The 5,377-nt window shown below is 40.2% G+C and carries 5 protein-coding genes; all 5 read left to right on the top strand.

Features of this window, described 5'->3' with window-relative positions; translation table 11 throughout:
* Nucleotides 1-433 precede the first annotated feature (433 nt).
* The 5 genes from PN497_RS15740 to PN497_RS15720 all read left to right on the top strand — a co-directional run bounded on the left by PN497_RS15740 (nucleotide 434) and on the right by PN497_RS15720 (nucleotide 5,311).
* Nucleotides 434-700: a UPF0175 family protein gene (locus PN497_RS15740; protein WP_096572106.1), complete on the top strand. Its 267-nt coding sequence runs from the start codon at nucleotides 434-436 to the stop codon at nucleotides 698-700.
* Nucleotides 697-1,167 carry a DUF3368 domain-containing protein gene (locus PN497_RS15735; protein WP_096572105.1) on the top strand — a complete coding sequence of 157 codons (471 nt, stop codon included), beginning with the start codon at nucleotides 697-699 and terminating at the stop codon, nucleotides 1,165-1,167. Before PN497_RS15740 ends, PN497_RS15735 begins: the two co-directional genes overlap by 4 nt.
* Nucleotides 1,164-1,346 (top strand): hypothetical protein, encoded by a 183-nt coding sequence (locus PN497_RS15730; RefSeq protein WP_272110643.1) that lies wholly within the window; start codon nucleotides 1,164-1,166, stop codon nucleotides 1,344-1,346. The genes PN497_RS15735 and PN497_RS15730 overlap by 4 nt, the downstream gene beginning before the upstream one ends.
* The gene (gene drmA / locus PN497_RS15725; protein WP_272110641.1) at nucleotides 1,304-4,774 is read left to right on the top strand and encodes a DISARM system helicase DrmA; all 3,471 of its coding nucleotides are present in this window, start codon (nucleotides 1,304-1,306) and stop codon (nucleotides 4,772-4,774) included. The genes PN497_RS15730 and drmA overlap by 43 nt, the downstream gene beginning before the upstream one ends.
* A gap of 123 nt (nucleotides 4,775-4,897) precedes the next feature.
* Nucleotides 4,898-5,311 (top strand): four helix bundle protein, encoded by a 414-nt coding sequence (locus tag PN497_RS15720; protein WP_272110639.1) that lies wholly within the window; start codon nucleotides 4,898-4,900, stop codon nucleotides 5,309-5,311.
* The last annotated feature ends 66 nt before the right edge of the window (nucleotides 5,312-5,377 follow it).

Below are 5,377 nucleotides of genomic sequence, written 5' to 3'. Positions count from 1 at the left end.
ATCCTGTACATCCTATAATCCTGGACATCCTGATTCAGACAAAAAATGATAATCTTAAAAAATTCCATCCTGTACATCCTATAATCCTGGACATCCTGATTCAGACAAAAAATGATAATCTTTAAAAATTCCATCCTGTACATCCTTAAATCCTGGACATCCTGATTCAGACAAAAATGATAATCTTAAAAAAACCATCCTGATAGCGAAGCGTGACGTTAGTCATAAATCCTCAAATCCTGGACATTATCTCGACTTCGCTCGATAACGACCTGATTCAGACAAAAAGTGATAATCTTATCATCTATCATCTGTGTTTATCTGCGTTCATCTGCGTTAAATAAAAATGTTGGGTTTCCTTGCGTCAACCCAACCTACAGGATAAAATAATAATACCCCAATCACCAATCACTAACTAACAAGAGTTAAAAATATGCAAATTACCATTGAAATACCTGAAGAAATTGGACAAAAATTACAACAAAATTGGCATAACTTACCACAAAAAATATTAGAAGTATTAGCTATTGAATCTTATAAAAATGGCATGATCACAACTGCACAAATTCAAGAATTACTACATTTTTCTAGCCGATGGGAAACAGAAACATTCTTAAAAAATGCTCATGTTGATTTAGATTATACAGAAGCAGATTTAGCAGCAGATATGGAAACATTAAATCAGGTTTTATCATCATGATTGTAGTTGCAGATACTTCACCAATTTGTTATTTAATCATCATTGAACAAATTGATTTATTACCACAATTATTTGGTAAAGTCATGATTCCCAAAGCTGTTTACCAAGAACTACAAGCAACAGGAACACCGGAAAAGGTACAAAAATGGATCACAAATATTCCTGAATGGTTGGAAGTCGCTGCTGTTAACATTCCTGATGATAATATGTTAGTAAACTTACATCAGAGAGAAAAAGAAGCAATATTATTAGCCGAAAGAATCCAAGCTAATTTAATTATTATAGATGAAAAAGCCGCTCGTCAAATTGCCCAATCTAGAGGTTTAAAAATTACCGGATTATTGGGTATTTTAAATTTAGCAGCTAATCAGAATTTAATTGATTTGAAAACAACAATTACCGCATTACAAAAAACTAATTTTCGTGCTAGTTCTCACCTGCTACAATCTATGTTCAACCAGTCATGAAATTAAAATGTTGGGTTTCCTTGCGTCAACCCAACCTACAGAATAAAATAATTATATCCCAATCACCAATCACCAGTCCCCAGTCACCAGTCCCCAGTCACCAGTCCCCAGTCCCCAGTCCCCAGTCCCCAAAAATATGGAATCTCAAGACGTTCGCACTTATATCCAAAAAGCCCTAAAATTAGATTTAATCGGTCCAACTTCCCAAGACCTAGAATATCAAACCGAAATTTTAAACCAACCCCCATCTAAATGGTATCTTACCGGGTTTTTAGTTCCCTTTGGTGCGCCGGTAGAAATGAAATATGACCCCACAGCAGATGATACAATAGAAGTAATTACTAATAAAGATATCGCCGAAGATGCCAAAACACCAGAAACCGCTGCTGCAAGAAAAGCACCTTTCCCTTCTTCCATCGGGTTGAGTTTTTTAGTTCCTGCAACAACTGAAAAATTAGAAGTAACTGTAGAATGGGGAGACTATCAACCCCAAGAACGGGAAATAGAAACTTCAGCAGAAAATAATAACGAAGAACAACCCAGCAAACCCCCAACAGAAATATTATGGCATCGCTTTCCTAATATTATTACTATACCAATTTCCCTACCTGCCAATTATGAGCAAATTTCTCTTGATGTGAGTGATCGAGATGGTTTAAATAGTGGGTTAAAACTTTATATTTCCCGTCGTCCCGTTGCAACTTCTCCTCAACTTCCCATCGGTACACAGTCGGTTTCTGTTTTTGTTGTTAACCATCGTGTTTATCAACCCCACAGTAAACAAGATGAAAGTTTTATTTTTCAAGCAGGTTTAACTATTCGCACTTCAGAAATATCAGATATATCAGATATATCAGATATATTTGTTCCTCGTCCTGACTTGCGGGGAGAAAATACTCTAGACCAAGATGAGGCGATCGCATCTCTCCAATACCGTGATGACTGTGAATATGCAGTTGGTCATAATATCTCTGCGCTTGCACTCCTGGAAAATAACCAATGTCAAGAAATTTCTACCACCTGGATACCCACCGCAGAAGTTCCCAGGGTGGAAGCTGCAAATATCGCCGGTTTAGAACTGGGAATGGAAGCTTTAGCCCAAGCCCCTAACGCTGATACTGTTCGTGATATGATTGGGGCGATAGTGACGGAATATGCAAACTGGATATCTCAACAACCTATTCCCACCCCACCCCACCTAGCCAAAACCGCCCAAGAGTTATTAAACAAAGCTAATATAATTAATCAACGTATTGCCGCAGGTCTGCAAGAATTAGACGACCCCCTAGTATTTCAAGCCTTCCAAATAGCCAACCAAGCCCTAGCAACTGCCCGCCGACAGCGTTTTTGTCAAGATAACCCAAATAAAGCCCCTAGTGACGCACCTACCCCCAAATGGCGACCTTTTCAGTTAGCTTTCCTCCTCCTGAATCTTGTCAGTATTAGCCAACCTATCCACCCAGACCGAGAAACCGTAGATTTGCTGTTTTTTCCCACAGGTGGCGGAAAAACCGAAGCTTATCTCGGTTTAGCTGCTTTTACCTTGGTTTTACGTCGTCTCAAAGACCCTAGCATTTACTCCGCCGGTCTCACAGTTTTAATGCGTTATACCCTACGCTTACTCACCCTTGACCAATTAGAACGAGCTACAACTCTCATTTGTGCCTTAGAATTACAACGACAACAACACCCAGACATACTCGGTCAACATCCGTTTAATATTGGTTTATGGGTAGGAGACAGTGCTACACCCAACAAAATGGGTAAAAAAGGCGACAAAAATGAAAATTCTGCCCGTGAACGCACAATAGCTTTTCAACAGGATGAAAAAACCAAACCCAAACCCATACCTTTAGAAAGATGTCCTTGGTGTGGTACAGAATTATCCGGTCGAGCGTTTCAATTATTACCCAATGCCGATTATCCCACAGAGTTAAAAGTTTCCTGTTCCAACCGCAAAACCCACCCCGACGGAAAACCCGCCTGTGTTTGGAAAGGTAACAATTTTCTGCCTATTATCGCCGTAGATGAGCAAATTTACCGACAACTTCCTTGTTTTATCATTGCCACCGTGGATAAATTTGCTAACTTACCTTGGGTGGGACAAACTGCGGCCTTATTCGGTAAAGTTACTCATTATGATCAAAAACTTGGTTTTTTTAGTCACGCAGATCCACCTGCAAAAGTTACAGGAACAAACTTAAAAAAATTAAAAACCTTTTTACCCCCTCCAGACTTAGTAATTCAAGACGAATTACATTTAATTTCTGGACCTTTAGGAACAATGGTAGGACTTTATGAAACTGCTATTGACGCTCTCTGCACCATAAGTTATAATAGTGTAAATGTCCGCCCGAAAATCATCGCCTCAACCGCCACAGTACGCCGAGCAGACAGACAGATCCAGGCTTTATTTGCCCGTCAACAGGTGGAAATATTTCCCCCACCCGGACCAGATCGCCACGATTCATTTTTTGCTAAAACCGTACCTGTGACAGACTCCCCAGGGCGTTTATATGTAGGAGTAGCCGCCCAAGGACGCAGTTTAAAAGTAGTATTATTACAATCTTATTTAGCATTATTAGGAGCGGCACAGAAAATCTGGTTAGAATTAGGCGGGAAGAAAAACCCTGAAAACCCTGCTGATCCTTATATGACCTTGTTAGGTTATTTTAACTCCTTGCGAGAATTGGGGGGAAGTCGGCGCTTAGTAGAAGATGAGGTAAACTCCCGACTGATCAAATACGGAGAACGGCGACGTTACGGAGAAACAGCCGGTTTATTTGCTAACCGCAAAATAGACGACGAACCCACAGAGTTAACATCCCGCATCAGCACCAATAAAGTAGCAGAAACCAAACGCCGGTTAGCATTACCATTTCGAGAAACGGAAAAAGTTGATGTCGCTTTAGCCACAAATATGATATCTGTGGGGTTGGATATTACCAGACTAGGATTAATGGTAGTATTAGGGCAACCCAAGACCGCAGCCGAATATATCCAAGCTACCAGCCGAGTCGGGAGAGATACCAAAAAACCAGGATTAGTAGTAACATTACTGAATATCCACCGCCCACGCGATCGCTCACATTATGAACGTTTTGCCCATTGGCATAGGACATTTTACCGAGCCGTAGAAGCAACAAGCGTCACACCATTTTCACCCCGTGCCTTAGATCGGGGTTTAGCCGGGGTGACAGTGGCATTAAGTAGACTAGGCAAACCAGAGATGACAGAAGCAATGGGAGCTAATTATATTAATCAGTATAGAAAAGAACTAGATGAAATAGTAGTTCAGGCGATCGCCCAACGTGCAGCCATGCATAGTCCCACAGCAGACGCTAACTTTGTGCAAGATATAGAGAAAGCAGTCAGCAACCTTTTGGATACCTGGGAAAAAATAGTCATTCAAGATCAACGCTTGCAATATCAGAAAGAACTAGAAATTCTTTCCCCCTTGCTTTTAGATCCCTACGATCCCCAAACCGAGAAACAAACCCAAGAACGACAGAAATTCAAAGCCCAACGTAGTTTAAGAGACGTTGAACCAGTAGTTAAATTAAGAATTTGCGATCCAGGAGGTGTGGAGGTGACTGGTGACTGGTGACTGGTGACTGGGGACTGGTGACTGGTGACTGGTGACAGGTGACAGGTGACAGGTGACTGGGGAGTAAGTAATAATGGGTAATGGGTAGTATTATTCCTGATCACCAATCGCCAAATATTGTTTATGGACAATAAAAGCTTTGAATCTTTAGATTTTTATCAAGATAGTTTGAAGTTACTCAAAGCAGCATATCGTTTAGCAGATAGTTTACCAAACCATGAACGCTACAACCTCAGTGATCAATTGCGCCGATCTTCATGTAGTATTCTTCTAAATATAGCTGAAAGCTATGGACGTTATCACTATCTTGACCGCTTACGTTTTTTATATATTGCTCGTGGTTCATTAACAGAAACTGCCAGTATTTTTATCATTGCAGAAAGTCTTGGTTATTGTACAAAGGAACAATTAAATTGGGTTAATGAACTGAGAGAGAAAATTGAAAAAAATATGAATGGTTATTGTCGTTTCATCAAAAATAGTAAACAAGATCAAGAAGAATACGGTAATAAAATGGAATGGTTGAACGGTGATTAGTAATTGGTGATTGGGAAAAATAAAATGAATTACCCAGTCCCCAGTCCCCAGTCCCCAGTCCCCAGT

Source organism: Sphaerospermopsis kisseleviana CS-549, assembly GCF_028329225.1.
Taxonomy (GTDB): domain Bacteria; phylum Cyanobacteriota; class Cyanobacteriia; order Cyanobacteriales; family Nostocaceae; genus Sphaerospermopsis; species Sphaerospermopsis kisseleviana.
The sequence above is the reverse complement of the archived record's forward strand: the minus strand, read 5'-3'. Positions and strand labels throughout refer to the sequence as shown.